This is a genomic window from Kribbella sp. CWNU-51 (genome assembly GCF_054073265.1).
This window is the reverse complement of record NZ_JBSXMZ010000007.1, coordinates 393,612-418,781: the sequence shown is the minus strand read 5'-3', so window position 1 is coordinate 418,781 and position 25,170 is coordinate 393,612. Positions and strand designations below refer to the sequence as shown.

Here is a 25,170-nt window from a genome sequence, read left to right as displayed (position 1 = left end):
GACGCCAGGAGGAGTCATGGCCAACGATGCGACTGGCTTTGAGGCGGACATCAAGCCCTTGTTCCGCGAAATCGACCGCCAATCGATGCTGAGGCACTTCGACCTCTGGTCGTACGACGACGTCAGCCGGTATGCCGACGCGATCCTCGCGCGTCTCCGAGATGGCACCATGCCCTGCGACGGCGCGTGGCCCCAAGAGCAGGTCGACCTCTTCCAACGGTGGGCCCAAAACTCCAAGCCGCAATGACCGCTGACTCCGCGGAAGCGGAGGGATGCAGGGAGAGCCTTCTCGCGCGGATCGTCGCGATGGTGCTCGGGATGAGGGTGGGGCATCCGATCCGGTTAGGGATTGATGGGTCGGATGCGGCCGGGAAGACCACGCTTGCCGATGAGTTGGCGGATCGGCTGCAGGGGCATCGGCCGGTGATCAGAGCTGGGATCGATGGGTTTCGGCGGCCGCGGGATGCCAGGCCGCGGCCGGGGGAGACGTTCCCGGGTGGGTACTTCGATGACTGGTTCGACAACGAGGCCATCGTGGAAGGTTTGCTGTTACCTCTCGGGCCGGTCGGGGATCGTCAGTACACCACTATGACGTTCGATGATCGTGCGGACCTGCGGGTGGTTGCGCCGGCTCAGGTCGCGGCGTCTGATGCTGTGCTGGTGTTCGACGGGGTCTTCGTGCTTCAGCCCGCGCTGGTGGCGTGTTGGGAGGTGGGGATCTACCTCCACGCCGACGAGGGCGAGATCCTGCGGCGCGGGGTTGCCAGGGACAGTGAGTGGTTCGGGGGTGAGGAGGCCGCCTTGCGTGCACTGACGACGAACTTCCTCCCTGGGTATCGGCGTTATCAGCAGCTGCACGACCCGGCGGCCGTCGCGCACGTCGTTGTCGACAACACCGACCCGCAGCACCCCGTCGTACAGAAGTTCACTCCGCCTGCCAGTGGGTGAGGACGTCGTCGGCGATGTCGGCGATGGTGCGGGCGGCTGTGTTGATCGCGAAGTCGCTGACATCGTCGACGGTCAGTAGAGCGGACAGTTCGGCGGCGCGGGCAACGAGTTTGGTCAGACTGGCGCCGCTCTCGCGGGCGCGACCGTGGATGCGCTGTGCGAGGTCGGCGTCCGGCGCGTCGAGACGGCAGATCACCACCGGCCCGCCCGTCGCGGTCTCGAGTTGCCGGCGGTCGTTCAGGTTCTCGACGACGCCTGCGACGATGAGGCGGCGGCTGCCGGTCTGGCGGGAGTTCGACCACACTGCCGCTAGGTTGGCCGCCTTCAACCGCGACTGATGCGGGTCGTCGTCCGGAGCCGGCCAGGCAGCTCCGAGAAAGTCGAGGTCCGCGAACGCGGGCGCCAGTCCGAGGTCGGTGCAGCGATCGAACACCCGCCAGCCGACGGACGTCTTGCCGACCCCCGGAGGGCCGGAGAGCACGAGAGCAGGTGGCGCTTGCACCCGACCGATGATGTCGCCCGGTACCTGCGCGTGCAAAACGATTTTCTGCCGATCAGACCGAGCGAGGGGGAGAGCCGTTCTCCAGGTACGTCGCCGCCCGTCGGGACGTGAGAGCGGCCGCGACGCGTGCGAACTGTTGGCGTCCAGTAGTGGCGACTCGTCCCGCTCGACCATCCCGCCGGGAAGATCCCAGGTCGGCTTGTACGGCGGCTCGAGCACCAGCAGCCGGCCGGCTCGGTCCGTGAACAAGCAGTCGGCCGCCATCCGTTTGGTGGGGAGCCTGGCGGTGAAGTGAGCATCGTCGGGCACGCTGCCACCCAACCACTGGGTCACGTCCCAGGCACGTAGTACCTCAGTGGTGTGTCGTGACCGTCATGCCGTGCGTCGATGCCGACTCGTCGGCTGGTCTGAATTTGGGTTGGATCGACGGAGACACCCCAGTCCTCCAGGAACAGGTCGTCGCCGGTGAGGTCCGCGCCGTACAGGTCCTTGGTGATCTGGAAGGATCGGCAGAGCTTCCCGGGCGAGTTGGCGAGCTGATCGGCGCCGCGTGGCTTGTCCCACCCGGCGGTCATGGCTTCGACGCCCTCGACCGGTGTCGCGCCGCGGATGAAGATCAAGTCGGGTACGTCGGCCTGGTTCACGACGGCGGCGAACTGATGCCACTGGCCGTAGATCAGGTACACGTACGCGACACCGCCGGCCTCCCACATCACGGAGGTCCGTGGCGTCTTCTTGTTCCCGTGGTGGACCGCGTCGGTGAAGGCCGGGTAGGCCTCGACGTCGCGGATCACACCGGCGACGCGGCCGGCGCAGGTCTGGCGGACGAGGACCTTGCCCAGGAAGTCGGTCGCGCAGTCCGCCGCCGGACGCAGATAGAAGTCGCGCGCTACCTTCTTGGCGGACAACGGGCGAACGGCCGACCTCATAGACCCATCATCGCGCCTACGATCGCTCACCTGGCGAGGAGGTGGATGTGTCGGCTGATGAGCGGGCGGCTCGGGCGGAGGGGCGGCTGCGGGCGGCGTACGGGATTGTTCGGGAGCTGGAGCTGCTGGAGCGGTGGGGGAAGTACGGCGAGGTGGTGATTGTCGGGTCGGTTGGGATCGGGGTCGTGGTGCTGCAACAGCCGTACGGCGTCCGCACGCGAGGACCACTGCGCATCCATCACCGACCCATCGGGGTGGTCGGGCAGGTTTGGGTGCCTTCCTAGTTCCGGAAGGGGAGTGTCCGGAATGGGGTTTACGGTGCCGGTATGACTGAGACATGGTGGGAACCTCCGCTGGCTGGTACCGAGGCTGAGCACCTGGTGGGGGCGCTTGATCGGTTGCGTACGACGTTCCGCTGGAAGGTCGATGAGCTTGATGCGGCCGGGATGCAGGTGCGGATCGGGGCGTCGACGATCACGATCGGCGGTCTGCTGAAGCATCTGGCGGCGAACGAGGACTACATGTTCACCGTGAAGTTCCGCGGCGAACCGATGGATCCGCACTGGGACGACAACGGGTGGCGAGACGACAACGACTGGGAGTTCAACTCCGCGGTCGACAACAGCCCTGAAGAGCTCTACGCGCTGTGGGACGGCGCGGTCGCCCGCTCCCGCGAGCGCCTGAGCGCGGCCATCGCCGACGGCGGACTCGACCAGCCCGCGCACATCTCCTGGCCGGACGGGCGGCACGCGAGCCTGCGCCGGCTCGTTTTCGACCTGGTCGAGGAGTACGGGCGCCACACCGGCCACGCCGACCTCCTCCGCGAAGCCGTCGACGGCCGCGTCGGCGAGGACCCGCCCCCCGGCTGGCACCCCGTAGGCGCCCGCACTCCCCAAACTGCCTGACCCGTACGACGGCCCGCCGGGATCAAACCGCGTGACCCAGTACGGCGGTCCGCCGCATCAAACCTCCTGACCTCGTACGGCGGCCCGGTGCCGACCACCCGCCGGGCCGCCGTACGAAGGACTCACTTGACCCGTGCGAGCGTGCCGTCAGCCGCTACGGAAATGGTGGTGCTCACGCCGTCGACCTTCAGGGTGATGAGTACGCCAGACCCCTGCTGGGACGTGGTGTAGCTGACAGCCCCCTTGCTGCGGGTCGGGACGACGACGGACAGGATCGACGCGGTGCGGCCGGAGCGGGTGAACTTCACGACCGGGGCTGGGTGGCGCTTGTCGATGGTGGTGTAGTGCCAGCCCTGGATCGGGTCGGTGTTGCCGGTTGCGACCTGGATCGGCGTGGTCTGCTGCTGGAACGGGATCTGCAGCAACGTCGTCTTGACCCGATCACCCGGCCGCGCGGCCACGGCAGAGTTGCCGTTGACAACCACCATCTGGTCCTCCGGCAGATGCCACAACGTCTGGTAGTCCTGGGACGACGGTGACGTCCCGCGGTCCAGCACGACCATCAAGTCCGGATCCTTCAGTACCAGCACGCCCCGGGTCCGGTCGATCCCCTTGCCCAGCAAGTCATGCAGCTCGTAGAACTCCGACGTCGGCGCGATCGACGACCGCGTCAGCTTGGTGTCCGGGTGCTCCGCGGCGGTGGACAGCACCGTCATCTCGTTGTGCGAGAACTGGCTCTTCGCCCAGCTCCGCCAGTCGTCCATCTTGTAGCCGGCATGCCCGCCGTCGATCAGGATGTCCCGGCCGTGCGAGGTGTAGGTGATCGACGTGTGGTCCTCGTGCCCGTGCAGCTTGCGCGCCGGCCCGAACCTGATGCTGTACGTCGATTCCTGGGTGAACGGCCGCGTCTCACCCCACCCGGTCCGGCCGAAGATGTACCCGGCGTCGAAGATCCCGATCCGCTGGGTCGGCCGGATCCCTTGCGCGCCGAGGGTCCCGGCGTACTCGAGAACCGTCCCGGGGACGGACGCTGTGCGGACCACCTCGGAGTCGCCGATCTGGTGCAGGTTGCCGAGCGAGTTGGTGGCGAGCGCGAGCCACTTCGCGAGTTCGCGCCGGCGTGCCTTGATCGTCGTACCGGGGTCGACGCCGCACTTCTCCAGTACGTCGATCGCCCGGCCCCAGAGCGAGTAGTTGAACTGGGCGTACGCCGTCGACTGCTCGTTGGTCGAGCCCTGGGTGTCGATCGACGTCTTGATCGCGCTGGTCAACCGATCCGCGGCGACCTTCTTCAGATCGCTCCGCCCGAGCGTGCAGCCAACTCCGAAGAGGGCAAGGCTCTCGTCGGTGCCGTGGTTCCAGTCACCGCTCCAGTTCTTCTGCAGGAACCACGCGTGGTCCAGCAGCGCCTTGTCCAGCCACGCGTACTCCAGCGGCAGCCGCGACACGTGCAGCCCGGACAACGTTGCCTGACGCAAACAAATCAGGACATTGGTCCGGTGCATCGTCGACTCGTACGCGCCGACGTCCGACTTCCACGAGTACGGGTTGTCCATCACCCAGTCACGCGCGATCGCGCTGACCCGCTGCAGCGCACGCCGATCGCCATTGCCGGCCGCAACGATTCCCTGGCCCAGCCAGCGGAGCGAGTGCAGCCACATGTACCAGCTGGGGTTCTTGTCCGGGTTCACCCGCCAGTTGATGTTTCCCTTGCCGTCGCCCACCTGGTACGGCGCCGTCGTACCCCACGTGAACGTGTCGCGATAGAGGTTGGCCAACGGGTTCGCGTGGTCGATCCCGCTGTACGCCGGGCACGTGTAGGTGGTGCGCTTCGCCGGCGTCGGCGGGGCGGTCGGAGGTTCGTGCGTTCGGACAACGGTCGGGTCCGGGGCGGCCTCCGGCTTCGAGCCGCCCCACGGGATCATCAGCGCGGTCGCCAGGACGGCGACGCTCGCCGCCAGTGCGATGGCGAGCCGGACCGTCGTTCCAGCTCTGCGGGGATGTCTCGCGGGCATTGCTCGTCCTCACCGCATGCCCCGGGCATGCCTGTTCTGGCCTAGACCTGAATCCGAGCCGAGCGGGTCCCTGGATTCCGGTCAGGTGGTTTGCGTGACACGCCTCGATTCCGCGGCGTGGGCGGGTGTTACTCGGTAGACGTCAAGCGGTCCGGAGAAGGTTGCATCCGGCATCGATCATGGTGCCGTCACTCCACATCCACGTACGTCGCCATTGGTCCCCCGAGGTCAGACTGTTTCCTCTGTCTGTCTAGATGCCGTGACTCTGGGAAAGGTTGTGCGGATCGCCGACTCCGGTTCAGGGGTGCTGGATCGCCTGCAGAATCAAGGCGTTGCGGGCCGACTGCCCGGCCGGGACTGTCGTGTGCCGGCCGTCCCGCAGGTCGGTCCGCATCCGCTCGGGACGTGCCGCGAGGAACTCGGCCCAATGCACGATCCGCAGGTTCCGGTAGCGCTCCTGGGCCTGGATCAACTGGAGATCGACCCACTCACTGTTGCGCTGATCGGCGACTTGCACAGAGGCTGGCTCGTCGGTCCGCGACACCTGGACGTTCACCCAGTACACGGTCCGGCTCGGCCCCGCGATCCGCAGCGCCCGATCGACCTGCGCGGCGAACGCCGGCGGGTCGAAGATGTCGTTCGAGCCGACCGCCATCACGATCCGATGCGGCAGCCCGTACGCGCGGGCCCACGCAGCCATGGCGTCGACGGCTGCCGAGGTCGGCTGACCGGCCCAGCTGTACTCGGCGAACGACGCACCTGTCCGCTGAGCCAGGAGTCGCCCGAGCGCCTCCCCATCCTGTACGGCGATGCTGTCGCCGAACAGCAGGACCCCGTCGGTCGCGACGACGTGGCGGACGTGCGCACCACTGGAGATCACCTTGGCGTTGGACCGCCAGGAACCGATCGTGCCCGACCCGTAGCCACCAGTGCTCGTGGCCGGCGCGGCGGCTTTCGCGTGGGCAGTGGGGGATTCGAGATGGATGAGCACAAGCAGCGTTGCGGTCAGGACCGCGACGATGACCGCGGACGTCGCCCCGCCCCGAGCGGTGGCGAGCGCATGATGCCGGAGCATGCGTGGACCTCCCTGTGACGCCGTACCCATCCTGATAACGCGGAAGGCCCCGCAGGGGTTGCCATCCTCAGGGACTGCCTTGCAGCGCGTCGGCGATCAGCTCGTTGCGCGCGGCCCGGCCGACCGGCTCACTGGTGTGGACACCGTCGCGCAGATACTTCCCCAGTCCGGCCGGCTGCGAGTTGAGGAACTCGGACCAGTGGATGATCTTCAGGTTGGGGTGGCGCGCCGCGGCTTCCTCCAGTTGCTGGTTGATCCACGCGCTGTTGCCCCGGTCGGCGGCCTGGACGTCGGCGCTCTGGCGGAACCGGCTCACCTCGACGTTCACCCAGTACACGGTCCGCTTCGGACCTGCGATCGCCATCGCCCGCTCCACCTGCGCCCCGAAGGCCGGCGGGTCGAAGATGTCGTTGGTGCCGAGCGCCATCACGATCCGGCTGGGCAGGCCGTAGTCGCGCGCCCAGTCCGCCAGCGCGTCGACCGCCGCGGACGTCGGCTGACCGGACCAGTCGTGGACGGCGATCGAGTCGCCGGTCCGCGTCGCGAGCAGTTGTTCCAGTGCCGGGCTGTCCTGGACGGCGATGCTGTCGCCGAACATGAAGACCCCGTTGAACGTCAGGACGTCCCGGATCTGGTCGTCGGGTGTGATCCGCCGGAGCAGGTTCTGCCACGGGCCGAGCGTGCCCGAACCGTAGCGGCCCGGTGGCACCGTGGTGGGGCCGGGGGGTGCCGCAATGAGGCCGGTGTCCGGGCCCGCGGCGCTCGGCGAGCGGGGCTCGAGCAGCACCAGCAGGCCACCGATCGCGGTGAACACGGCCAGCGTCACGACGATCGCCATGGCCGGAGCGATCACGGACTCATGGAGTCTGCTCCGCATACCCTCCACTCCCCCCAGTTTCGACATTCATCCTCATAACTTCTTAACGCGCTGAACCGTGGTATCCGTTGCAAACCTTCTCCATATATCAGATGCGGACAGGCCCGGAATGGTTGTCACACCCTGACCGACCGCGGACCGTACCCGCATCCCGCCGGACAGTAGCCGCCGCGCATCCCTCACTTAGTCATTGTCCGGAAACCCCGGATAGGTTCCACCCATGCCAGAAATCGACCAGCCCTCGAGCCCGGCCTGAGGATCGGCTGGGGGTCGCGAACTGTCGGCGGGCGGGTTTACTGTGCGGGCAAGAGGCCCCACCACCGGGTGCGGCCGGTTGGGGGAAGTGAGTTTCTGATGGCGGCTCGGCTCAATCCGTACATCCAGTTCGAAAGCAGCGCGCGAGCGGCGATGGAGTTCTACCAGAGCGTCTTCGGCGGTGAAGTGGCCTCGAACACCTTCAAGGAGTTCGGTGCGAGCCACGGCCCGGAGGACGACGACAAGCTGATGCACAGTCAGCTCGAGACGCCGAGCGGCTTCACGCTGATGGCGGCCGACACGCCGCAGGGCATGCCGTACAACCCGGGTGAGAACATCGCGATCAGCCTCAGCGGCGACGGCGACGAGCTCCGCGGGTACTACGAGAAGCTGTCCGACGGCGGCAAGGTCACCGTCCCGCTGGAGAAGCAGATGTGGGGCGACGAGTTCGGCATGGTCACCGACAAGTTCGGCATCAACTGGATGGTCAACATCGCCGCGGCCGGCTGACGCGCACCCGGCGCCGGTGCGCTCGCCTGCGGTCGGTGGGGTGATGCGGCCGGCGGACGGGCGGCGGATGCAGTGGTGGGAGGGCGGGGCGCCCGACGGCGTCCCGATCTTCTTCCTGCACGGCTGCCCGGACACACGACATGCCGCGTACGCCGGTGGCGCGGCGGCCCGGCGTAGCGGCGTGCGACTGATCGCGGTGAACCGCCCTGGCTACGGGACGTCGGATGCCTATGCCTCGACGCAGCTGTCCGTGGCCGACGACGTCGTGGCCGTCGCGGATCAGCTCGGGATCGACAGCTTCGCCGTGCTCGGGATGTCGATCGGCGGCCCGTACGCCTTGGCTTGCGCAGCGCGTCATCCGGACCGCGTGACGGCCGCGGGAGTGGCGGCGAGTCCGGGCAGTGTCCCCGAGTTGGACCCGCCGATCCACCGGGATGATCTCGGCCCCGAGGAGCTGGCGTTCTTCGCCCGGCTCGCCACGCTGCCACCGGACGACGCGGTCGAGGCGATGCGCTCCGGCTTCCAGACGTACGTCGACCAGCTCGATCCCGCCGACACGGACGACACAGCCTTGGCCGGACGCTTTCTCACAGAGCTGGACGCGCGCGACGCCGAGGTGATCAGCCGGCCCGGACCGGTCGTCGACGGCCGCGCGCTCGGCTCCGACGCCGCGGTCGCGGCCGCGGTCCGCGAAGCGCTGACGAACCCGGCCGGCTATCTCCGCGATGCCGCGATCTCCTTCAGATCCTGGCCTTTCCGCCCCGAGCGGATCACGTGCCCGGTCCTCCTCTGGTACGGCGACTCGGACGCGAACGCCTCGCCACGCAACGGGCACTGGCTCGCCGAGCGGATCCCGCGGGCGACTCTGGTGATCCGCGAGCAGACCACGCATCTCGCCGTACTGCACGAATATTGGGACGAGATCCTCGAGGCTTTGCGGCTAGCGTGAATCGCATGGGACTCAACGACCTGCTGTACGACCCGATCCGGCACAACAACTGGGCGACGAAGAGCCTGATCCAGTTCTGTCGAGCGCAGGACCTCACGCCCGAGCAGCTCGAGGTCACCGGCGTCGGCACGTTCGGTGGGATCCTGGCGACGCTCGATCACATCGTCCGCTGCGACGCCAGCTACGTACGGCGGATCGCCGACAGCCGGCTCGACTTCGTCGACGGCGAGCACGCGCAGGACTTCGACACGCTCGAGCGGTGGAACGACGAGGCCGGCGCGGTGTGGGAGGAGTTCCTGGCGAAGCCGATCGACGTCGAGCGGGTGATGATCGTCGACAACGACACCCGCGGGACGCGGGTCGGCATCTTCATCGCACAGGCGATCAACCACGCCAACCACCACCGCGAACAGGTCTGCGCGATCCTCACCGGCTTCGGCATCGAGCCCCCCGACATCCAGGCCTGGGAGTACGCCTGGCAGACCAACCGCATCTGGGACCTCCCCGCCGCCGAACAGCCCACCAGCTGACCCGCCGGCACCTGTCTCCCCGTTTGAGGGGCCGACCCCTCGAATTGCGGGTTGGCCCGCCGAAACTTGGCGGCCGAACCCGCCGATTTCGGGGTTGACCCCTCAAACGGGGACGCCGGGTCAGTCGAGGGTCTTGGCGATGAGACCGGCTTCGTAGGAGCCGCCGAGCTGGTTGAGGGTGACGGCCAGCCGGTTGGTGGCGTTGATCATCGCGATCACGGTGACGAGCGCGATGAGTTGGTCCTCCTCGTAGTGCTTGCTCGCCCACGCCCAGGTGTCGTCGGAGACGCCGTGGGTGTCGGCCAGGCGGGTGGCTTCCTCGGTGAGAGCCAGGGCCGCCTGCTCGGCCTCGGTGAAGACCGTCGAGTGGTGCCAGGCGGCGACCAGGCTGAGGCGGGTCGCGGTCTCGCCGGCTGCCGCGGCCTCCTTGACGTGCAGGTCGATGCAGTGACCGCAGCCGTTGATCTGGCTGGCGCGCAGCATCACCAGCGCCTGGGTGGTCTCCGGCAGGCCTGACTCCTGGACGGCCTGGTGAACGCCGAACATCCGCTTGCCGAGCCTGGCGCCGAGCTCGTTGCTCATCAGGTCGATACGGGGTTCCGTCATGATGTCCTCACTTGTGAGATCTACTGGACGAACACGAGATGCCGCCGGCCCGGCTGCTGTGACGTGACGAGCGCCATACCGATCGAGCTGTCACAGAATCCCGGCGGCCGGCATCTGGTGGGTGACAGCCGACGGCGCGAAGGAGCCAGCCATGACCGGTACGGACCGGGCCACCGAGGCGTTCGTTGCGCATCGCAACCTGCTGTTCACGGTCGCCTACGAGCTGCTCGGCTCGGCCGCCGACGCGGAGGACGTCCTGCAGGAGACGTGGCTGCGCTGGGTCGGCGTCGACCTCGACACCATCCAGGATCAGCGCGCGTACCTGGTCCGGATCGCGAGCCGCCAGGCGCTGATGCGGCTACGGACGCTCGGCCGCCGCAAGGAGTCGTACGTCGGTCCGTGGCTGCCCGAACCCCTGCTCACCGCGCCGGACGTCGCCGAGGACGTCGAGCTCGCCGACAGCGTCTCGATGGCGATGCTGCTCGTCCTGGAGACCCTCAAGCCGACCGAGCGGGCCGTGTTCGTGCTCCGGGAGGTGTTCGACCTGGAGTACGACGAGATCGCGGAAGCCGTCGACAAGAAGCCGGACGCGGTCCGGCAGATCGCCCACCGCGCCCGCGCCCACGTCGCGGCCCGCCGGCCGCGCGGGATCGTCTCCGCCGACGAGACCCGGGACGCGCTCGAGGCGTTCCAGCGCGCCATCAACACCGGCGACCTGCAAGGCCTGGTCGACATCCTCGCGCCGGACGTCGTCTTCCTCGGCGACGGCGGTGGCGTCGTCCAGGCCCTGCCCAAGCCGATTGTCGGCGCTGACAAGGTCGCCGGCCTGCTGGCGCTCGGGCTGCGCCGGCTGGGTCAGGCGTCGGTGGAGCTGACCCAGATCAACGGGCAGCCGGCCCTGATCCTCCGCTTCGACGGGGAGATCGACACCGTGACGGCCATCCGGCTCGAGGACGGCCTGATCACCGGCCTCTACGCCGTACGCAACCCTGAGAAGCTCTCCCGCCTGGAGCGGGAGATCACTCTGAGCCGCTGAGCCGCCGGACCAGCTCCGCCGACTCCGGGACCGGGGTCAGCGGAGTGCCGTGGGCCAGCCAGTTGCGGAGATTGTCGACGACCAGGTTGCCCATCGCGGTGCGGGTGGGCATGGTGGCCGAGCCGACGTGCGGGAGCAGGACGGCGTTCGGGAGGGTCAGGAGGTCGGGGTGGACCTTCGGCTCGTGCTCGAAGACGTCCAGGCCGGCGGACAGGATCGTGTTGGTGCGTAGGGCGTCGACCAGCGCCTGCTCGTCGACGACCGAGCCGCGGGAGACGTTGATCAGGATGCCGTCCGGGCCGAGCGCCCGCAGGATCTCGGCGTCGACGAGGTGCCGGGTGCCGTCGCCGCCGGGGATGACGATCATCAGGATGTCGACGTCACGGGCCATCTCGACCAGCGACGGGTAGTACCGGTAGCCGACGTCCTTGCGGCGGCGGTTGTGGTAGGCAACGGAGATGCCGAACGGCGTGACCCGGTCCGCGATCGCCTGGCCGATCCGGCCGAGGCCGAGGATGCCCATCCGGCGCCCGTGCATGGTTGCCCGGGTCAACGGATAGGGGCCGTCCTGCCACTTGCCCTCCCGCAGGTACCGCTCGGCCTGGGGCAGCTCACGGACGGCCATCAGCAGCAGCCCGAGGGCGGTGTCGGCGACCTCGTCGTCGAGCACGCCCGGGGTGTTGGTCACCACGACGCCGCGCTCGGCCGCGGCGTTCGCGTCGATCCGGTCGTAGCCGACGCCGAAGCTCGCCACGATCCGCACCGCGGGCAGCCGGTCGAGGAACGGGCCGTCGATCCGGCCGCCGCCGGTGGCGACGGCAACGATCTCGTCCCGGCGGGCCGCGAGAACGGCGTCCGGGTCGCTCTCCTCCCAGAGCCTGATCAACTCACAGTGGCCCTCCAGACCCTGCGCGACCGCCGGATACATCGGTCCTGGCATCAGCACCACTGGTAGTCCCACGGGGTTCTCCTCACCGATGTTCACCGCCACTTCCCGCTCAACCCTATTTCCTGTCGCCGGTCGGTACGACGATCGGGGGAGGAGGTCACCATGATCATCGACTGCGCTTACTACCGGGACGGTCGCCGACAGCACGTCGAGGCGATGTCGGTCGAGGACGCCGCCGCCAGCTGCAAGGCCGGCGGATTCGTCTGGCTCGGCATGTTCGAACCGACGGACGACGAGCTGACCCAGGTCAGAGAGAGCTTCGGCCTGCACGAGCTGGCCGTCGAGGATGCGCAGACGTTCCATCTCCGGCCCAAGGTCGAGCCGTACGAGGGCGACATCAGCCTGGCCATCCTGCGCACCGCCCGGTACGACGACGAGCGCGAGGAAGTCGACTTCGGCGAGGTGAGCGTGTTCGTCGGACCGGCGTTCGTGATCACCGTCCGCCAGGGCGTGGCCAGTGATCTGCACGGCGCCCGGATCCGGCTCGAGCAGCGCCCCGAGCTTCTGGAGGCCGGGACGAGCGCGGTGCTCTGGGCGATCCTCGACCAGGTGGTCGACGGTTACGGCCCGGTCGTCGCCGAGCTGGAACGCGACATCGAGCAGGTCGAGCAGACCGTGTTCGCCGGCTCGGTCGCGCCGACCGAGCGGATCTACTTCCTCCGCCGCGAGGTGACCGACTTCTACCGGGCCGTCCACCCGCTGCTCGCCGTACTCGCGACCATCGAACGCGGCGCGCGGGACACCGCACTGCTGCCGTACTTCCGCGACGTGCACGACCACCTGGTGCTGGTGAACGAGGAGGTCGCCGCGCAACGCGACCTGCTCGCCACCGTGCTGGAGGCGAACATGGCGGTGATCGGCGTCGAGCAGACCAAGGTCAGCGTCCGGCAGAACGCGACGATCGAGCAGCTGACCATCCTGGCCACGGTGTTCCTGCCGCTGACCTTCGTCACCGGGTTCTTCGGCCAGAACTTCGGCTGGCTGAACGAGCACATCGGCGCCGAGTGGGACTTCCTCGTGCTCGGCGTCGGCGGCCTGCTGGTGCCGTGCCTGGCCCTGGCCATCTGGTTCCGCCGCCAGCGAACCGCCCGCCAGTCAACCTGACCCCGGCTCGCTCACCGACACCGGTCTCTTGCGTCCGAAGATCTGAGGGCTATGACCCTCAGATCTTCGGACGCAGCGTCTACTCGGCCCAGCCGCCCAGGTTCAGGTCGGCGATGACGATGGGCTGGCCAGTGGCTAGCGACTGGTTGGCGGCGATGCCGACCGCGACCGCACGGACGCCGTCGTGGACGTCGGCGGCGCGACCGAGCGGGTCGTTGCCAGGACCCTGGAACAGGTCGGCGTAGATCAGGCGGTCACCGCCGCCGTGACCGCCGACGCCTCGGGGGATCTCGACCTCGACCGCGGGGGCCCAGTGCTTCTGCAGGACCAGCCGCTCGCCGTCGGACCGTACGTCGCCGGCGACCACGCGCTCGGATGGGTAGCTCGGGTCGATCTGGTCGTCGATCACCGCGGCCCGCTCGACGACCTCCAGCTCCGCGCGTCCCTCGGTGCCGTTGACCGAGACGCGGTACCCCTCCCAGGGGGAGTGGGCGTTGAGCGAGTAGCTCAGCCGGGCGCCGTTCGCGTACTCCGCGATCACGGACATGTTGTCCTCGATCGTGATCCCCGGACCGAACACGTCCTGGTCGCGACGGTAGCCGTCGTACTTCTCGCTCTCCCAGTACAGCTGCCGGTTGACCTCGTCGGTCCGCAGATCCAGCAACCACGGATCGTTGCCCGAGTCATCGATCGTGCCGCGCTCTGGTCGTTGCCCAAGACCACGGGTGGCCGCATTGCCGTCGCCGTAGAAGAACAGGCCGCCGGACGCGAACACCCGGGCCGGCGTCGAGGCGATCCACCAGTTCACCAGGTCGAAGTGGTGGGACGCCTTGTGCACCATCAGACCACCGGAGTTCTTCTTCTCGCGGTGCCAGCGGCGGAAGTAGTCCGCACCGTGCCGGGTGTCGAGCACCCACTGGAACTCGACGCTGGTGACGGTGCCGATCTCGCCGTCCGCGATCAGTTGCCGCAGCGCGCTGTTCCGCGGCGAGTAGCGGTAGTTGAAGGTCACCACCACGGACTTGCCGGACTCGGTCATCGCGTCGACGATCTGCCGGGTGCCGTCGGCATCGATCGTCAGCGGCTTCTCCACGATCACGTCCGCGCCGGCGCGCAGCAGCCGGGAGACGACCGCGGCGTGCGTGTAGTCGGGGCTCGTCACGACCACGCGGTCGACGGACTGCTCCTTGACCATCCGCTCCAGGTCGTCGGCGCCGTACTGCGGGAGCTCCGGACCGCCGAGTTCCTGGACGTACCGGTCGTGATACGCCAGGCGGCCCGGGTTCGGGTCGAGGAGAGCGACCAGCTGGGCCTCCTGCGGGTGATCCTCGAGGATCGCGCGGACGTAGGCCCGCGCTCGTGAACCGGTCCCGGCGACTGCATAGCGTCTGGGCACGACGACTCCTTCTACTCGTGTAGAACACGCACGCTAGCAATCGCTTTCCAGGCGGTCAAGGGTCGTACTATCGGCACATGCCGAAGGCCACCCCAGTCACCCGGAACGACGTGGCGCAGTACGCCGGGGTCAGCACGGCGGTGGTCAGCTACGTGGTGAACGAAGGCCCGCGGCCGGTCGCGCCGGAGACCCGGGACCGGGTGCTGGAGGCGATCCGCGTGCTCGGCTACCGGCCGAACGCGACCGCCCGTGCGCTCCGGATGGGCACCACCCGGACCTTCGGGCTGATCACTCCCGACGGCGGGAACCCGCTGTTCGCCGAGCTTGCCAAGGCGATCGACAAGGAGGCCGCGGCCCGCGGGTACGTCGTCCTTCAGACCGGAGCCGACGGCGACCCGGCCACCGAACAGTCGAAGATCGCCGAACTCCTGGTCCGCCGAGTCAGCGGCCTCCTCCTGGTCGCGCCCACCGAGGACTCCGACCTGAGCGAAACGGACGTCCCGGTGATCGCGATCAACCGCGTGCTGCCCACGGTGAGCTCAGTCCGACCGCAGTACCGCGAGGGAGCCCGTCGCGGCGTGGAGCACCTACTGGAGCACGGCCACCGGCGCATCGGTCTGGTGATCGGTGGTGGCCGATCGGGGGAACGCGAGTTGGGCTGGCGGGATGCGCTGCGGGCGGCCGGGCTCGAGGACGGACCGATCGCTCGCACCACCTTCAGCCGGCGGGGCGGGTATGACGCCGGCCGTGAGTTGCTCGCGGCAACTAATCGGCCGACGGCCGTCTTCGCCAGCTCCGACCTTCAGGCCGTCGGCGTCCTCCGCGCGATCCACGAGGCCGGCCTGCGCATCCCCGACGACGTCGCGGTCCTCGCCTTCGACGGCACAGCCGAAACGGAATACAGCTGGCCGCCGCTCAGCGTCGTACGGCAACCGCTGGAGCAGATGGCCCGCGAAGCCGTCAGTCGCCTGATCGACGGCCAGGACGCAGTAGAAGCGGTGACCTACCCCACCGACCTCATCCTGCGAAGATCCTGCGGCTGCTAGAGCGTGCCGAGGTCTTCGAAGATGAGGGCGGTGCGGGTGGCGAGGACCTCGGGGATCGCTTGGAGTTTCTCGAGGACTACGCGGCGGAGGCCTTCGTTGTCGGTGGCGCGGACCAGCAGGATCGCGTCGAAGTCGCCGCCGACCAGTGCCATGTGCTTGATCTCGGGGATTGCCTGGAGTTGTTCCCGAAGAGATCGCCAGGAGCTCTGGCGGAGGCTGAGTGTGACGTACGCCGACGTCGCGAGGCCCAGCTTGAGCGGGTCGACCGTGACGGTGAAACCGGTGATCACCCCGGTCGTGGTGAGCCGCTCGACGCGGGCGTACGCGTTGGCGCGGGAGATGTGCACCTGGTCTGCCAGGGCCCTGATCGAGAGCCGTCCGTCCCGCCCGAGCGCCTCGACGATCTGCCGGTCGACCTCGTCCAGCGCGGGGGCGACGACCATCTGTCCAGGACCGGCCCGGTGGACCATCACCTCGTCGGACATCGTGCCCCCTCATCAGGAGTGGATCGAGCCAAACGTCTCGTGATTCTTCCAGGTCTGGATCCGATTGGCCAGAGGGACGACGATGAGGGCACCGTCCGTCTCCTGCGCAGGAGGGTCCATGACCACCGTCGAGGAGCGATTGCTCCCGTCTGCGGAACCCGTCCGGTTGATCGACCAGGACGGCGTGCCGCACGCCAATCCGTCGTACCCGCTCCCCACCAAGGACGCGCTGGTCGACGGTTACGTTCAGTTGATCAAGGGGCGCCGGATCAACGACCAGGCCAGTGCGCTGGTCCGGCAGGGCCGGCTCGCCGTCTACCCGTCGTCGCACGGTCAGGAGGCCTGCCAGGTCGCGGCCACGATGGTGCTGCGCGACGGCGACTGGCTGTTCCCGACGTACCGCGACACCGTCTCGATCGTGAGCCGCGGCGTCGACCCGATCGAGACGCTGACGCTGCTCCGCGGCGACTGGCACTCCGGGTACGACCCGTACGCGCGCAACGTCGCGCCGCAGTCCACTCCGCTCGCGACTCAGCTCACCCACGCGGTCGGTGTCGCGCACGCGGCGCGGCTGAAGGGTGAGGACACCGTGGTGATGGCGCTCTGCGGCGACGGCGGGACCAGCGAGGGCGACTTCCACGAGGCGCTGAACTTCGCTGCCGTCTTCCACGCGCCGGTCGTCTTCTTCATCCAGAACAACGAGTACGCGATCTCGGTGCCGCTCGCCAAGCAGAGCGTCGCGCCGTCGCTGGCTCACAAGGGCATCGGGTACGGCGTCCCCGGCGAACGGGCCGATGGCAACGATTTGGCCGGGCTGCTCGCCGTACTCGGAGAGGCCGTGGCGAAGGCGCGGGCGGGGGAAGGCCCACAGCTCGTGGAGGCACACACCTACCGCGTGCAGGCGCATACGAACGCCGACGACGCGACCCGCTACCGCGAGGACGCCGAGGTCACGCCGTGGCTGGACCGCGATCCGATCAAGCGGCTCGAGACTTACCTCGCGGCGCAAGGGCTGCTCGACGATGCAGTCCGGGAGCGGGCGGAAGGTGCGGCGGCTGAGGTCGCGGATCAGCTTCGCGACGGGCTGATGCCGGAGCCTGAGGTGGACCCGGCGGACCTGTTCGCGCATCTCTACACGGAGCAGACGCAGCAGCTGCGGGAGCAGGCCGCGTTCCTGCGCGACGAGCTGGCGCGAGAGGAGGCCTGAGGTCATGACGCACATGAAGATCTCGATGGCCCAGGCGCTCAACCAGGCGCTGCGGGACGCGATGAAGGCCGACGACACCGTGCTGATGTTCGGTGAGGACGTCGGCGCGCTCGGCGGTGTCTTCCGGATCACCGACGGGCTGACCGCGGAGTTCGGCGAGGATCGTTGCTTCGACACCCCGTTGGCCGAGTCCGGGATCGTCGGGATGGCGGTCGGACTGGCGATGAACGGGATGCGGCCGGTGGTCGAGATGCAGTTCGACGCGTTCGGGTACCCGGCGTTCGAGCAGATCGTGTCGCACGTCGCCAAGATGCGGAACCGGACCCGCGGCCGGATCACGCTGCCGATGGTGATCCGGATGCCGTACGCCGGCGGGATCGGCGGCGTCGAGCACCACTGCGACTCGTCCGAGAGCTACTACGCGCACACGCCCGGTCTGACCGTGGTCGCCCCGGCTACAGTCGCGGACGCGTACACGTTGTTGCGCAAGGCAATCGAGTTCCCCGACCCGGTCGTGTTCATGGAGCCGAAGAAGCTCTACTGGGCCAAGGAAGAGGTCGACCTGACCGAGGACCAGCCGGGCATCGGGACCGCCGTCGTACGGCGGGAGGGCGCCGACGCGACGTTGATCGCGTACGGTCCGACGGTGCCGGTCGCGCTGGAGGCGGCCGAGGTCGCGGCGGCCGAGGGACGGCAGCTGAGCGTGGTGGATCTGCGGTCGATCGTCCCGTTCGACGACGAGACGGTCTGCGCGGCAGTACGCCGTACCGGCCGGGCGGTCGTGGTCGCGGAGGCGAGCGGGTTCGCGAGCGTGTCGTCGGAGATCGTTGCCCGGGTCACCGAACGGTGCTTCCACTCGCTGGCCGCGCCGATCCGGCGGGTGACCGGGTTCGACATCCCGTATCCGCCGCCGAAGCTGGAGAAGTACCAGTTGCCCGGCGTGGACCGGATCCTCGACGCGGTCGACGACCTGCAGTGGGAGGATTCGTGAACACGTTCCTCCTCCCGGACCTCGGCGAAGGTCTCACCGAGGCCGAAATCGTCCGCTGGCTGGTGAAGGTCGGCGACGTGATCACCGTCGACACCCCCATCGCCGAGGTCGAAACCGCCAAGTCCATAGTCGAGCTCCCCTCGCCCTACGCCGGCACCGTCGAAGAACTCCACGGCGACCCAGGCACGACCATCCCGGTCGGCAAACCCCTCATCACCATCGCCGAGGCGAGCCGGACGGCCCAGCCCAACGCGGGCGAGGCCTACCGTCAGGAGGAACGTGCCGGCTCTGGCAACGTCCTGATCGGCTACGGCACCGGAGCCGGGGCCGCATCGGGTCGCCGGCGCAAGCCCCGCCCCGCGGCGACGGTTTCCGGAACATCACTGCCACCCAGCGCAAACAATGTTCCGGAAAGCGGAGACGCGCCGCGGGTGCCGTTGGTGATCTCGCCGTTGGTACGTCGGCTCGCGCGGGATGCCGGCGTGGATCTGAAAGGTCTGACCGGGTCGGGTGAGGGCGGTCTCATCGTGCGGCGGGACGTGGAGTTGGCGATCGCTCGCCGGCTGGGCACCGAGGAGGTCCAGGCCGAGGTGCGGCCGGTGACCATCGCGCAGAGCTCCCGGACCGGGTTGGCGGAGTTGCGGCGAGAGCCTATGAGTGGGTTCCGGAAGGCTGTCGTGGCCACGTTGAGTCGTAGCCGGGCGGAGATTCCGGAGGCGACCACCTGGGTGGACGTGGATGCGACCGCGCTGGTCGAGCTGCGCGAGTCGTTGCGCTCGGCAACCGATGGCGGGCCGGGGCTGCTGGCGTTGATGGGGCGGTTCGTGGTGGCGGGGCTGCTGAAGTATCCGGAGTTGAACGGGTACGTCGACACCGAGCGGGAAGAGCTGGTGCAGTACGACGGCGTCAACCTCGGCCTGGCCGCCCAGACCGACCGCGGGCTCGTCGTACCGGCGGTGGCCAACGCGCACCGATTGACAACGCGGGCTCTGGACGCGGAGATCCGGCGGCTGACCGAATCCGCGCGCGCCGGCCGGCTCACGCCGTACGAACTCGCCTGCGGGACGTTCACGCTGAACAACTACGGCAGCTTCGGAGTGGATGGCAGCGCGGCGATCATCAACCACCCGCAGGTCGCGATCCTCGGTGTCGGCCGGATCATCGACCGGCCGTGGGTGGTCAACGGTGAACTCGCGATTCGCAAACTCACCCAGCTGTCCCTCGTCTTCGACCACCGCGTGTGCGACGGCGGCACGGCAGCCGCCTTCCTCCGCTTCGTCGCGGACGCCTTCGAGAACCCGGCCTCGGCCTTCGCGGACCTCTAAAAGTTGTCCGCGATTGCCGCTAGCGTGGCGGTATGGCCAAAGCTCCGGCCGACAAGGTTGCCCTGTTCGACGTGCTCGTCGAACTGTTCCCGGACGTCGAGCGGAAGGGCGCCGGGTTCCCGTACACCTCGGCCAACGGCAACATGTTCTCGATCCTGAACGAGAACGGCACGCTCGCGCTGCGACTTCCCGCGGCTGAGCGTGACGCGTTCCTGACCAGGTACGACACGACACTCAACGTCGCCTATGGCGTGGTGCAGAAGGAATACGTGGTCGTGCCCGACGCGCTCCTGGCGAACACCGATGAGTTGCGCGAGCACTTCGCGGTGAGCGTCGCGTACGCCCGATCGCTCCGGCCGAAGCCAACGACCCGCAAGAAGGCCACGGCCGGCAAGAAACCCACGACCCGGAAGAAGCCGGCGGGTTAGGAGAGCTCGCGCGGGCGGAGGCCGATCAGGATGACGCGGAGGCCCGAGCTGAAGCGGGCCTCGGGTCCGGCCAGGCTCTCGCGGTTCAGGTAGGACGCGAGGCTGGCCGCGTCGACTCCGAGCGCACCGCCGGCCTCCCGTGCCCACCGGAACTCGTCCATGCCACTGCGCCGGATAACCGCGGCCCAGGCCGAGTCGGTGACCGCGGACCCGACCAGGTAGTGGAAGATCGCCGACACGGCCGAGTCCAGGTACGCGCCCTTGAACCCGGCCGACTTCAGGATCGCCTGCACCCGGTCGGTCAGCGCCTGGTAGTTCGGCCCGAGCCCGGCATGCGACGGAAGCAACTGCGACGCCCACGGGTGCATCCACAACGCGTGGTACGCCGCCTCGACGACCACGGTCACCTGGTCACGCCAGTCGCCCGCGCCCTCCGGCACCTGTGCATCCGCGAGTACTTCGTCAACGGCGAGCTCGAGCAGATCGTTCTTGTTCGCGATCCGCCAGTACAGGGCCGAGGTCGCGGCGGTCCCGAGCTCGGATGCCATCACCCGCATCGAGAACGTGTCCAGACCAACGCGGTCCAGCACCTTGATCGCCGTACGGACGATGTCGCCCCGACTCAGCCGCGCGCGCGTCGGCTCCGGCTCGTCCCGCAACCACACCGACCCGAGCACCGTCTTCTGATCCGCCTCGCGCGTCACCCGCGAGAGCATAGCGAAACCACTGTTCTTCGTTAAGGAACACTGTTTCAGCGGCGTGTCGGGCCTGCACAGCTTGCGCATGACACCTCAGCGCCTAAGAATGCCGGGGTCGAGGGGGCGTGGTCCGGGGGGACCACCGACGACGCAGCCGGTCATCCGACCGGCCTCCGACAACGCGTGGGGAAGACTTGTGAACGACGAATCTGTCGACGGGCGCGTGAAATCGCCGCGCTCGCGAGCGGTCGCATTGCTGGGTGGAGCCGGCGCGCTGGCGCTGGTCCTGGGCGGTGTCACGTTGGCGCTGGCTCCGTCGGCATCGGCCAGCGGGGACATCATCGAGGGCAACCCGACCTGCGCCGACGTGATCCCGGGCTCGATCGAGATCGCGTTCGACGGGGAGGGCGACAACCCGCCGGCGCCGGGCGAGAAGACCGTGGACGGCGTGACAGTGAGCTGGACCACGCGCACACTCGGCGAGGACGACCCGGACCACAACGGCGATCAGACCGGCGGCCAGCAGGTCGACTTCACCGCGACGGGCGGCACCGTGCGGGGCGCGCTGGTCAACTCCGCGATCGACGGCGGTGGGCACGCGGCGAACTACTTCAACTTCCAGCCGGCCGGAGTCACCTCGTATAACGGCCTGCACGCACCGGTGCAATCGTCCACCGGGAAGTACTACGTGATCGGCAACCTCCGATTCTGCGTCGCCAAGCCGGTCGTCACGCCGACGCCGACGCCGACGCCGACGATGACGCCGACCGAGTCCCCGTCGGAGACGCCAAGCGAGACGCCTTCGGAGACGCCGTCCGAGACGCCTTCGGAAACGCCGTCCGAGTCGCCTTCGGAAACGCCGTCGGAGTCCCCGAGCGAGTCGCCGTCGGAGTCGCCGAGCGAGTCGCCGTCGGAGTCTCCAAGCCAGTCGCCGTCGGAGTCGCCGTCGGAGTCGCCGAGCCAGTCGCCGTCCGAGTCGCCGAGCGCGACGCCGTCCAGCTCGCCGTCGGAGACCCCGTCGGTTACGCCGTCGGACAGTCCGACCAGTTCGTCGAGTTCGCCGGTTGTGGTGCCGACCGAGGTCGACGCCGGTCAGTCTGGTGGGTTCAAGCTCACCTCCGCGATCACCGCTCACCAGAGCAGCTGGGGTATCGCCCTGCTCCTGCTTGGTGGGGTGCTCGTGGCCGCCGGCATCCTGAAGTCACGGCAGACCCGCGGTCAGCACGCGGCCTGACATGTCCGAAGAGCGTCGCCGCCCGGGTCGCGCTCGGTCGTCATGGTTGACGATCGCGGCTCTGGCGGCCGGCGCCGCACTTCTGCTGGTTGGTGGATTCCTGCAGTTCACCGGCGGCAAAGCTGACGACGGCCGCCAACCGGCGGCCGTCGGCCGGCCCTCCGCGTCAAGCCACTCTCCGGGTACGGCGTCCGCCGTGCCCGGGAAGCCGTCGACGCAAACTGAGAGTCCACGGCAGAGCACGCCACCGCCGGAGGTCCGGAGTACCGCACGGCTCAAGCCTGTGGACCCGATCAAGGTGTCTGTGCCCAGTCTCGGTGTCTCTGCCCGCGTGCTCGGGATCCGCGCCCGCGGCGGCACGCTGATACCACCGTCGAACCCACTGCTCGTCGGCTGGTGGTCCGACGGCGCCCGGCCCGGCGCAGCTAAAGGCTCAGCGATCATCACAGGGCACACGGTGCATACCGGTGGTGGTGCCTTCGACGACCTGGACCGGCTGACCGCGGGCGACGCGGTCACAGTGACCACCGGTCGAAGCACCATCAAGTATCTGGTCGCGTCGGTGACCGTCTACCGCAAGAAGGCGCTGGCCAAGCAGGCTGCCCGCCTCTTCGACCAGACCGTCCCTGGCCGGCTCGTCCTCGTCACCTGCGAGGACTGGGACGGTACGGCGTACCTCAGCAACGCCGTAGTGATCGCGACCCCCAAGAAGTAGGTGGCCGGTCCCCGTGGACCGGCCACCATGAGTGAGAAGAGTCGTCCTGCCGCGGCGACTGGTGCAAGCGCTTGACAGGGGCACATCGGTGACGGGTCATGGCTGTGTCACGCGACCAAAGTCATGACGCCGTGGACCTCGGTACGACGACCTGACCGGCGTACCGGCGAACACTCGAAGCTATGACCGCATCGCGTATCGACCGGGCCCAGTTCCTCCGACGCGCGGCCGCCCTCGGCCTGTTCGCGACCACGACCGGCATCACGACGACCGGCATCACCACGGCCGCGACCGCCTCCGCCGCCGTACGACGCAAGCTCGAGCTCAAGGGGGTCGCCTACGACACCGGGACCGGGTTCCTCGGCGACGACAGCCGGATGCTGTGGCGGAGCAGCATCATGCGCGGCGAGATCCACGCGGTCCGCCACCGGCTGCACGCGAACTGGGTCAGCATCTACGGCAGCGACGTACGCCGCCTCACCGACACCGCGACCGCCGCACTGGAACAGGGGCTGACGGTGTCGATCCAGCCGCGGTCTTTCGACGAACCGCAGGCCGACGAACTGGAGAAGCTGCGCAAGGTCGCGGTCGAGGCCGAGCGGTTGCGGCGCCGCTACGACCAGGAGGTGATCCTGGTGATCGGGTGCGAGTTCATGCTGTTCACGCCGGGCATCGTGCCTGGTGCGACCTTCTTCGAGCGGGTCGAGTACCTGACCAAGGGCGAGTTCGACCTGGCCGAGCTGCAGCGGAAGTTCCGCGCCTTCACCGCCCGGATGGTGAAGGTTGCCCGCAGCAACTTCAAGGGCCGGATCACGTACGGCGCCGCGTCCGACCTGGAGCGGGTGGACTGGTCCCTGTTCGACCTGGTCGGGCTGGACTACTACTCGTACCACGCCGACCGCGCCGGTCACACCCAAGAGCTGGCGCCGTTCCGTCGCTGGGGCAAGCCGATCGTGATCCTGGAGTTCGGGTGCTGCACCTTCACCGGCGCGGCCGAGCTGGGCGGGATGGGGTGGGACATCGTCGACTACAGCGGCGATGTACCGGTGATCCCGCCGCAGTACGTCCGCGACGAGCACGAGCAGGCCGACCACCTTGCGAACATGCTTGGCGTCTTCACTGCCGAGGGGTTCCTCGGCGCGTCGCCGTACACCTTCATCTCACCCGACGCCCCACCGCCCGCATGACCGGCCCCATGACGAGGACGTCGTCGCCTTCAGCCTCTGCAAGGTCCTGCGCGACCACGATGCGGATTCGGCCTCGCCGTACCGCTGGCAACCGAAGAAGTCGTTCCACGCTGTCAGTGCCTTCTATGGGCGCTCGTGACAGTCTTCGGGGATGTCTGAACACCTGGGTGTCTACAGCGACTGGATCGAGCACGCGAGTGCGCCGGCTGCCCGCGCGGCGAGCTTGCCGGCGAGTCAGCAGGTCCGCGACGTCGTCCGGCGGATGGTCTCGACCGCCGGCACCGCGGACGGCCCGTCTGACGTCGAGGTCGAGCGACGCTGGACGGCCGGCGGCCTGATTGGTGAGGAGATCTCCTACTCGGTCGGATTCGGCCCACGGACGCACGCCTATGTGCTGAAGCCGGCCGACGCCACTGGACCGCTTCCGGGAGTACTCGCGCTGCACGGCCACGACGGCTTCAAGTACTACGGCAAGGAGAAGATCGCCGACACCGATCAACCACCGTCCGCCGCGGTCAGGGCACTGCGAGACAGCCTGTACGAGGGCCGGGCCTTCGCCAATGACCTGGCCGCGCAGGGGTACGTCGTTCTGGTGCCGGACGTCCTCGCCTGGGGCAGCCGCCGGTTCCCGCTGGAAGACATGCCGCCGCAGATCACGGCGGGTGTGGATCTCGATGTAACGGAGGTCGGCAACGATCTGCGGGCAACCGCCGCGTACAACGCCGCCGCAGGCCATCACGAACACCTCGTCGAGAAGTACTGCACCCTCCTCGGTACGACGTTCGCCGCCGTCGTCACCCGGGAGGACCGGATCGCACTCGCCTGCCTGCTCGGCCGCGACGACACCACCGACCGGACCGCGAGCATCGGCCTGTCCGGCGGCGGGTGCCGGTCCGCGTTGCTGCGGGCAACGAGCAGTGAGCTGACCGCCGCCGTGGTGGTCGGGATGATGGGCACGTACAACTCGCTGCTCGACCGGAACGTCGTCAGCCACACCTGGATGCTGATGCCGCGGCTGTTGCCCGCCGAGGTCGACTGGCCGGATGTCGCGGCCTGTCAGGCACCGGCGTCGCTGCTGGTGCAGTACAACCGGCAGGACGAGCTCTTTCCGCTGGACGGAGCCACCGCCGCACACGACCGGATCGCGGCGCATTATGCGGCCGCCGGCGCCGCGGCGTCGTACACCGGTCAGTTCTTCGACGGCCCGCACAAGTTCGACCTCGCGATGCAGGACGCGGCGTTCACCTGGTTGCGTGAGTCCTTGTGAG

The 25,170-nt window shown here is 68.5% G+C and carries 28 protein-coding genes; 18 read left to right on the top strand and 10 right to left on the bottom strand.

From position 1 onward, the window contains the following. The first annotated feature begins 16 nt into the window (after window positions 1-16). Complete coding sequence (locus tag ACXC9Q_RS10355; RefSeq protein ID WP_457056259.1) at window positions 17-247, top strand: hypothetical protein; 231 nt, start codon at window positions 17-19, stop codon at window positions 245-247. Window positions 248-318: 71 nt separating this feature from the next. Then, entirely contained in the window at window positions 319-948 is a 630-nt protein-coding gene (locus ACXC9Q_RS10350; RefSeq protein ID WP_457056258.1) for a uridine kinase, read from the top strand. On the opposite strand, the gene ACXC9Q_RS10345 is transcribed toward ACXC9Q_RS10350, so the two are convergent. Both ACXC9Q_RS10345 and ACXC9Q_RS10340 read right to left on the bottom strand, forming a co-directional pair. Then, on the bottom strand, window positions 926-1,759 hold the full coding sequence (locus ACXC9Q_RS10345; protein WP_457056257.1) for a hypothetical protein: 834 nt from the start codon (window positions 1,757-1,759) through the stop codon (window positions 926-928). The genes ACXC9Q_RS10350 and ACXC9Q_RS10345 overlap by 23 nt on opposite strands. Window positions 1,760-1,779: 20 nt before the next feature. After that, entirely contained in the window at window positions 1,780-2,379 is a 600-nt protein-coding gene (locus ACXC9Q_RS10340; protein WP_457056256.1) for a DNA-3-methyladenine glycosylase, read from the bottom strand. Window positions 2,380-2,426: 47 nt separating this feature from the next. Here ACXC9Q_RS10340 and ACXC9Q_RS10335 point away from each other — a divergent pair, with 47 nt between their 5' ends. After that, window positions 2,427-2,663, top strand: a complete 237-nt coding sequence (locus ACXC9Q_RS10335) for a hypothetical protein (protein ID WP_457056255.1) — start codon at window positions 2,427-2,429, stop codon at window positions 2,661-2,663. Between the two features lie 42 nt (window positions 2,664-2,705). Continuing rightward, window positions 2,706-3,284: a mycothiol transferase gene (locus tag ACXC9Q_RS10330; RefSeq protein ID WP_457056254.1), complete on the top strand. Its 579-nt coding sequence runs from the start codon at window positions 2,706-2,708 to the stop codon at window positions 3,282-3,284. A 122-nt stretch (window positions 3,285-3,406) separates the two neighbouring features. Here the strand turns inward: ACXC9Q_RS10330 and ACXC9Q_RS10325 are convergent, their stop codons facing one another. The 3 genes from ACXC9Q_RS10325 to ACXC9Q_RS10315 all read right to left on the bottom strand — a co-directional run bounded on the left by ACXC9Q_RS10325 (window position 3,407) and on the right by ACXC9Q_RS10315 (window position 7,251). Beyond that, window positions 3,407-5,299, bottom strand: a complete 1,893-nt coding sequence (locus ACXC9Q_RS10325; RefSeq protein ID WP_457056253.1) for a heparinase II/III domain-containing protein — start codon at window positions 5,297-5,299, stop codon at window positions 3,407-3,409. 298 nt (window positions 5,300-5,597) lie between these two features. Next, a complete protein-coding gene (locus ACXC9Q_RS10320) occupies window positions 5,598-6,374 on the bottom strand; it encodes a hypothetical protein (protein ID WP_457056252.1) in 777 nt (258 codons plus the stop codon). Between the two features lie 67 nt (window positions 6,375-6,441). Beyond that, the gene (locus tag ACXC9Q_RS10315; RefSeq protein WP_457056251.1) at window positions 6,442-7,251 is read right to left on the bottom strand and encodes a hypothetical protein; all 810 of its coding nucleotides are present in this window, start codon (window positions 7,249-7,251) and stop codon (window positions 6,442-6,444) included. A 354-nt stretch (window positions 7,252-7,605) separates the two neighbouring features. Here ACXC9Q_RS10315 and ACXC9Q_RS10310 point away from each other — a divergent pair, with 354 nt between their 5' ends. From ACXC9Q_RS10310 to ACXC9Q_RS10300, 3 genes are read left to right on the top strand one after another with little or no spacing between them, the layout of a single operon-like run. Beyond that, complete coding sequence (locus ACXC9Q_RS10310; protein WP_457056250.1) at window positions 7,606-8,016, top strand: VOC family protein; 411 nt, start codon at window positions 7,606-7,608, stop codon at window positions 8,014-8,016. Between the two features lie 16 nt (window positions 8,017-8,032). After that, a complete protein-coding gene (locus ACXC9Q_RS10305) occupies window positions 8,033-8,965 on the top strand; it encodes an alpha/beta fold hydrolase (RefSeq protein WP_457056249.1) in 933 nt (310 codons plus the stop codon). 5 nt (window positions 8,966-8,970) lie between these two features. Further along, window positions 8,971-9,495: a DinB family protein gene (locus ACXC9Q_RS10300; RefSeq protein ID WP_457056248.1), complete on the top strand. Its 525-nt coding sequence runs from the start codon at window positions 8,971-8,973 to the stop codon at window positions 9,493-9,495. Between the two features lie 120 nt (window positions 9,496-9,615). Here the strand turns inward: ACXC9Q_RS10300 and ACXC9Q_RS10295 are convergent, their stop codons facing one another. After that, window positions 9,616-10,101, bottom strand: a complete 486-nt coding sequence (locus ACXC9Q_RS10295; protein WP_457056247.1) for a carboxymuconolactone decarboxylase family protein — start codon at window positions 10,099-10,101, stop codon at window positions 9,616-9,618. A 151-nt stretch (window positions 10,102-10,252) separates the two neighbouring features. Between ACXC9Q_RS10295 and ACXC9Q_RS10290 the strand changes: the two genes are divergently transcribed. Then, on the top strand, window positions 10,253-11,137 hold the full coding sequence (locus ACXC9Q_RS10290; RefSeq protein ID WP_328525687.1) for an RNA polymerase sigma-70 factor: 885 nt from the start codon (window positions 10,253-10,255) through the stop codon (window positions 11,135-11,137). Here the strand turns inward: ACXC9Q_RS10290 and ACXC9Q_RS10285 are convergent. After that, window positions 11,121-12,098, bottom strand: a complete 978-nt coding sequence (locus tag ACXC9Q_RS10285) for a 2-hydroxyacid dehydrogenase (RefSeq protein ID WP_457056246.1) — start codon at window positions 12,096-12,098, stop codon at window positions 11,121-11,123. The two genes, ACXC9Q_RS10290 and ACXC9Q_RS10285, sit on opposite strands and share 17 nt — an antisense overlap. A 90-nt stretch (window positions 12,099-12,188) precedes the next feature. Between ACXC9Q_RS10285 and ACXC9Q_RS10280 the strand changes: the two genes are divergently transcribed. Beyond that, the gene (locus ACXC9Q_RS10280; protein ID WP_457056245.1) at window positions 12,189-13,190 is read left to right on the top strand and encodes a magnesium and cobalt transport protein CorA; all 1,002 of its coding nucleotides are present in this window, start codon (window positions 12,189-12,191) and stop codon (window positions 13,188-13,190) included. A gap of 79 nt (window positions 13,191-13,269) precedes the next feature. Here the strand turns inward: ACXC9Q_RS10280 and ACXC9Q_RS10275 are convergent, their stop codons facing one another. After that, window positions 13,270-14,586, bottom strand: a complete 1,317-nt coding sequence (locus tag ACXC9Q_RS10275; protein ID WP_457056244.1) for a Gfo/Idh/MocA family protein — start codon at window positions 14,584-14,586, stop codon at window positions 13,270-13,272. Between the two features lie 77 nt (window positions 14,587-14,663). Here ACXC9Q_RS10275 and ACXC9Q_RS10270 point away from each other — a divergent pair, with 77 nt between their 5' ends. After that, entirely contained in the window at window positions 14,664-15,632 is a 969-nt protein-coding gene (locus ACXC9Q_RS10270) for a LacI family DNA-binding transcriptional regulator (RefSeq protein WP_457056243.1), read from the top strand. Here ACXC9Q_RS10270 and ACXC9Q_RS10265 read toward each other — a convergent pair. Continuing rightward, window positions 15,629-16,117 (bottom strand): Lrp/AsnC family transcriptional regulator, encoded by a 489-nt coding sequence (locus ACXC9Q_RS10265; protein ID WP_329482556.1) that lies wholly within the window; start codon window positions 16,115-16,117, stop codon window positions 15,629-15,631. The two genes, ACXC9Q_RS10270 and ACXC9Q_RS10265, sit on opposite strands and share 4 nt — an antisense overlap. Window positions 16,118-16,235: 118 nt before the next feature. Between ACXC9Q_RS10265 and ACXC9Q_RS10260 the strand changes: the two genes are divergently transcribed. From ACXC9Q_RS10260 to ACXC9Q_RS10245, 4 genes are read left to right on the top strand one after another with little or no spacing between them, the layout of a single operon-like run. Next, a complete protein-coding gene (locus ACXC9Q_RS10260; protein WP_457056242.1) occupies window positions 16,236-17,324 on the top strand; it encodes a thiamine pyrophosphate-dependent dehydrogenase E1 component subunit alpha in 1,089 nt (362 codons plus the stop codon). A 4-nt stretch (window positions 17,325-17,328) separates the two neighbouring features. Beyond that, entirely contained in the window at window positions 17,329-18,315 is a 987-nt protein-coding gene (locus ACXC9Q_RS10255) for an alpha-ketoacid dehydrogenase subunit beta (RefSeq protein WP_328525694.1), read from the top strand. Then, window positions 18,312-19,640 carry a dihydrolipoamide acetyltransferase family protein gene (locus ACXC9Q_RS10250; protein ID WP_457056241.1) on the top strand — a complete coding sequence of 443 codons (1,329 nt, stop codon included), beginning with the start codon at window positions 18,312-18,314 and terminating at the stop codon, window positions 19,638-19,640. The genes ACXC9Q_RS10255 and ACXC9Q_RS10250 overlap by 4 nt, the downstream gene beginning before the upstream one ends. Window positions 19,641-19,672: 32 nt before the next feature. Continuing rightward, window positions 19,673-20,068 carry a hypothetical protein gene (locus tag ACXC9Q_RS10245; RefSeq protein ID WP_457056240.1) on the top strand — a complete coding sequence of 132 codons (396 nt, stop codon included), beginning with the start codon at window positions 19,673-19,675 and terminating at the stop codon, window positions 20,066-20,068. Here ACXC9Q_RS10245 and ACXC9Q_RS10240 read toward each other — a convergent pair. Further along, a complete protein-coding gene (locus ACXC9Q_RS10240) occupies window positions 20,065-20,772 on the bottom strand; it encodes a TetR/AcrR family transcriptional regulator C-terminal domain-containing protein (protein WP_457056239.1) in 708 nt (235 codons plus the stop codon). The two genes, ACXC9Q_RS10245 and ACXC9Q_RS10240, sit on opposite strands and share 4 nt — an antisense overlap. Window positions 20,773-20,962: 190 nt before the next feature. Between ACXC9Q_RS10240 and ACXC9Q_RS10235 the strand changes: the two genes are divergently transcribed. The 4 genes from ACXC9Q_RS10235 to ACXC9Q_RS10220 all read left to right on the top strand — a co-directional run bounded on the left by ACXC9Q_RS10235 (window position 20,963) and on the right by ACXC9Q_RS10220 (window position 25,169). Then, window positions 20,963-22,000, top strand: a complete 1,038-nt coding sequence (locus tag ACXC9Q_RS10235) for a hypothetical protein (RefSeq protein ID WP_457056238.1) — start codon at window positions 20,963-20,965, stop codon at window positions 21,998-22,000. Between the two features lies 1 nt (window position 22,001). Continuing rightward, the gene (locus ACXC9Q_RS10230; protein ID WP_457056237.1) at window positions 22,002-22,715 is read left to right on the top strand and encodes a class F sortase; all 714 of its coding nucleotides are present in this window, start codon (window positions 22,002-22,004) and stop codon (window positions 22,713-22,715) included. A gap of 182 nt (window positions 22,716-22,897) precedes the next feature. Further along, window positions 22,898-23,902: a hypothetical protein gene (locus ACXC9Q_RS10225; RefSeq protein ID WP_457056236.1), complete on the top strand. Its 1,005-nt coding sequence runs from the start codon at window positions 22,898-22,900 to the stop codon at window positions 23,900-23,902. Between the two features lie 151 nt (window positions 23,903-24,053). After that, window positions 24,054-25,169, top strand: a complete 1,116-nt coding sequence (locus ACXC9Q_RS10220; RefSeq protein WP_457056235.1) for a dienelactone hydrolase family protein — start codon at window positions 24,054-24,056, stop codon at window positions 25,167-25,169. Window position 25,170 lies beyond the last annotated feature (1 nt).

Bases quoted from the DNA above. Each gene is read 5' to 3' on its own strand.
- ACXC9Q_RS10355 (WP_457056259.1), top strand. From the start codon at position 17: ATGGCCAACGATGCGACTGGCTTTGAGGCGGACATCAAGCCCTTGTTC.
- ACXC9Q_RS10350 (WP_457056258.1), top strand. From the start codon at position 319: ATGAGGGTGGGGCATCCGATCCGGTTAGGGATTGATGGGTCGGATGCG.
- ACXC9Q_RS10340 (WP_457056256.1), bottom strand. From the start codon at position 2,379: ATGAGGTCGGCCGTTCGCCCGTTGTCCGCCAAGAAGGTAGCGCGCGAC.
- ACXC9Q_RS10330 (WP_457056254.1), top strand. From the start codon at position 2,706: ATGACTGAGACATGGTGGGAACCTCCGCTGGCTGGTACCGAGGCTGAG.
- ACXC9Q_RS10325 (WP_457056253.1), bottom strand. From the start codon at position 5,299: ATGCCCGCGAGACATCCCCGCAGAGCTGGAACGACGGTCCGGCTCGCC.
- ACXC9Q_RS10320 (WP_457056252.1), bottom strand. From the start codon at position 6,374: ATGCTCCGGCATCATGCGCTCGCCACCGCTCGGGGCGGGGCGACGTCC.
- ACXC9Q_RS10315 (WP_457056251.1), bottom strand. From the start codon at position 7,251: ATGCGGAGCAGACTCCATGAGTCCGTGATCGCTCCGGCCATGGCGATC.
- ACXC9Q_RS10310 (WP_457056250.1), top strand. From the start codon at position 7,606: ATGGCGGCTCGGCTCAATCCGTACATCCAGTTCGAAAGCAGCGCGCGA.
- ACXC9Q_RS10300 (WP_457056248.1), top strand. From the start codon at position 8,971: ATGGGACTCAACGACCTGCTGTACGACCCGATCCGGCACAACAACTGG.
- ACXC9Q_RS10295 (WP_457056247.1), bottom strand. From the start codon at position 10,101: ATGACGGAACCCCGTATCGACCTGATGAGCAACGAGCTCGGCGCCAGG.
- ACXC9Q_RS10290 (WP_328525687.1), top strand. From the start codon at position 10,253: ATGACCGGTACGGACCGGGCCACCGAGGCGTTCGTTGCGCATCGCAAC.
- ACXC9Q_RS10280 (WP_457056245.1), top strand. From the start codon at position 12,189: ATGATCATCGACTGCGCTTACTACCGGGACGGTCGCCGACAGCACGTC.
- ACXC9Q_RS10270 (WP_457056243.1), top strand. From the start codon at position 14,664: ATGCCGAAGGCCACCCCAGTCACCCGGAACGACGTGGCGCAGTACGCC.
- ACXC9Q_RS10265 (WP_329482556.1), bottom strand. From the start codon at position 16,117: ATGTCCGACGAGGTGATGGTCCACCGGGCCGGTCCTGGACAGATGGTC.
- ACXC9Q_RS10260 (WP_457056242.1), top strand. From the start codon at position 16,236: ATGACCACCGTCGAGGAGCGATTGCTCCCGTCTGCGGAACCCGTCCGG.
- ACXC9Q_RS10255 (WP_328525694.1), top strand. From the start codon at position 17,329: ATGACGCACATGAAGATCTCGATGGCCCAGGCGCTCAACCAGGCGCTG.
- ACXC9Q_RS10245 (WP_457056240.1), top strand. From the start codon at position 19,673: ATGGCCAAAGCTCCGGCCGACAAGGTTGCCCTGTTCGACGTGCTCGTC.
- ACXC9Q_RS10230 (WP_457056237.1), top strand. From the start codon at position 22,002: ATGTCCGAAGAGCGTCGCCGCCCGGGTCGCGCTCGGTCGTCATGGTTG.
- ACXC9Q_RS10225 (WP_457056236.1), top strand. From the start codon at position 22,898: ATGACCGCATCGCGTATCGACCGGGCCCAGTTCCTCCGACGCGCGGCC.
- ACXC9Q_RS10220 (WP_457056235.1), top strand. From the start codon at position 24,054: ATGTCTGAACACCTGGGTGTCTACAGCGACTGGATCGAGCACGCGAGT.